The following is a 2026-nucleotide window of genomic DNA, read 5'->3' as shown; positions in this document are numbered from 1 at the left end:
ATTCGAGGCGCTCGCCCGCCATATCGGCGGGCTCGCCTCGGCACTCGCCGCCAAGGCCGAAAGGGCGCCGGCTGAGATCACCGAGGGCATGCGCATGGGCGCGATGCTGCCGATGGATGGCGGCAGCCTGCTCGGCAAGCGGCCGAATGCCGTGCAGCCTGATCCGGCCACACTGCCGGCGGAGCATCTCCTGCATCTCATCCTGCAGGACTGTTCGAGCTGCCACTCGAAGTTCCGGCAGAAGGTGGAGTGAGCCTGGCCTTCCGTAGCGGCGTTTGCCAAAAATTAACTTGTTGAGCTGACGCTAATATGATGACCAAGAACCTCAACAACGCCACCCCCGACTCTCCGATCCAGGAGGTTAGGCCTTCGCTGGTCGGCAAGGTGGCGCCGGCGCTGTTTCCGCTGGTCGTCGCGGCGCTCGGCTATCTCATCGGCCGGCAGTTCTTTGGATTCTGAGGCGCCGAGCCGCGGGATCAGATCGCAGGCGAGGAACCGTTGCCCTTCGCCGGCATTCGATCTCACCTTCCCATGCCTGCCCCCTGCCCTAGCTTCTCCTGGAAGGAGGATGCTGCATGGCGATCTATGGCCTTAGAGTGGTGAGCTTCATCTTCGCGGCGCTGGCCTTCGTGCCGGCGGGGGCGCATTTCTTTTCGACGTTCAGCAAACTGAAGCTCGACGGCACCAGCTATCTCGCCGCGCAGCGCGCTTATGACGGCTGGAGCCTGTTCGGTATCGTCGTGCTGGGCGCCTTGCTGTCGAGCGCGGCACTGGCGGTCGTGCTCTATCGCTCAGGCGGCGCCTTCGGCATTGTGGCGCTCGCCTTCATCGCCATCGGCGCCACGCAATTCGTGTTCTGGAGCTTCACCTTTCCGGTAAACCGGGCGACCCGCAATTGGACCATGCTGCCCGACAATTGGGAGATGCTCAGGCGGCAATGGGAATATTCGCACGCGGCCGCGGCCTGCCTCAACGCGCTGGCGCTGCTGTTGCTGTTCCTCTCGGCACTGCGCCTCGACGCGCGGACAGCGTGAGGGCTTCGGCTGGGGAATGATTGTAAAACGTTGCTGGGAACCGGAGGCCGTACACGTTGGTCCTAGGCCCTAGGTCGCTATTGCCCAAGTATTAGCATGAGCGCATGTTCAAGCAGCCGGCGAGGTCGCAGAAGCCGGTCAGGCCCGGCGGCCAACCCATACATCACCCCCCCTCGGCGGCCGGGCCACCTAACTTCCCGAAAGTGATGAGGTACGATCCCGGTCGCCGGAGAGTTGCGGCGGCGGAGGGATTGGCGGCGCAAATCTTCCGGCGCCGGGGCCAGCCGGGGGCGCGAAAGATCGATGCGGAGGCAACAAATGCCTCAGCGCTCCGTCGAAGCAAAAGCTTTTGGCTCAGGGAGCCTTAGAAATGGTGGTGGCGGCGAGCGCCCCAAGCTTGCCCGCCTTGAGCAGTACCGGCCTGGCGTAGGTCTTCTTCACGGAATCCCTCCTTCAGCAGCTGCCAAACTTTCCTCTGCTTCGCCGCTCCTGTCAACGCACCGAGGTTGAGCGGCCTGGGACGGACCTCTGTTCACGCCTGTGATAGCCCCAGCCGACTCAACGAACGCCTGGCACTGGCGCTTTGGTGGAAAATGCGGGATCAATCGACTGCCAGGGAAACGTTGCCGATGTGCAATCTCTACAACATCACCACCAGCCAGGAGGCGATCCGCCAGTGGACGCGCGCCCTGCGCGACGTCATCGGCAACCTCGAACCCTCGGTCGACATCTATCCGAACCAGTTCGCCCCGGTGGTGCGGAACGCCGCCGACGGCACGCGCGAACTCGCCACTCTGCGCTGGGGCATGCCGACACCGCCGGAGCGCATGCGCGGCAATGCCGATTCCGGCACCACCAACATCCGCAACCCGCAATACGCCCACTGGATGCCTTACCTTGGCATCGAGAACCGATGCGTGGTGCCGGTGACGAGTTTCGCGGAGCCCTCGCCCCAGCCTGGCGACAAGGACCCCGAGACCGGCGTGCAGAAG

3 protein-coding genes and 1 pseudogene are annotated in these 2026 nt (G+C 64.0%); all 4 read left to right on the top strand.

All coding sequences use genetic code 11. The features are described from left to right. A pseudogene (locus EN745_RS34055) lies at positions 1–253 on the top strand (cytochrome c); the annotation flags it as partial. 59 nt (positions 254–312) lie between these two features. Further along, positions 313–459, top strand: coding sequence for a hypothetical protein (locus EN745_RS36445; protein WP_189347754.1), 147 nt, complete (start codon positions 313–315; stop codon positions 457–459). Between the two features lie 116 nt (positions 460–575). Next, entirely contained in the window at positions 576–1034 is a 459-nt protein-coding gene (locus tag EN745_RS34050) for a hypothetical protein (RefSeq protein ID WP_127423260.1), read from the top strand. Positions 1035–1663: 629 nt separating this feature from the next. Next, on the top strand, positions 1664–2026 hold a 363-nt coding region (locus tag EN745_RS34045; protein WP_189363251.1), incomplete at its 3' end, for an SOS response-associated peptidase family protein.

It is taken from the genome of Mesorhizobium sp. M4A.F.Ca.ET.022.05.2.1 (assembly GCF_003998845.1).
Taxonomy (GTDB): Bacteria; Pseudomonadota; Alphaproteobacteria; order Rhizobiales; family Rhizobiaceae; genus Mesorhizobium.
The sequence above is the reverse complement of the archived record's forward strand: the minus strand, read 5'-3'. Positions and strand labels throughout refer to the sequence as shown.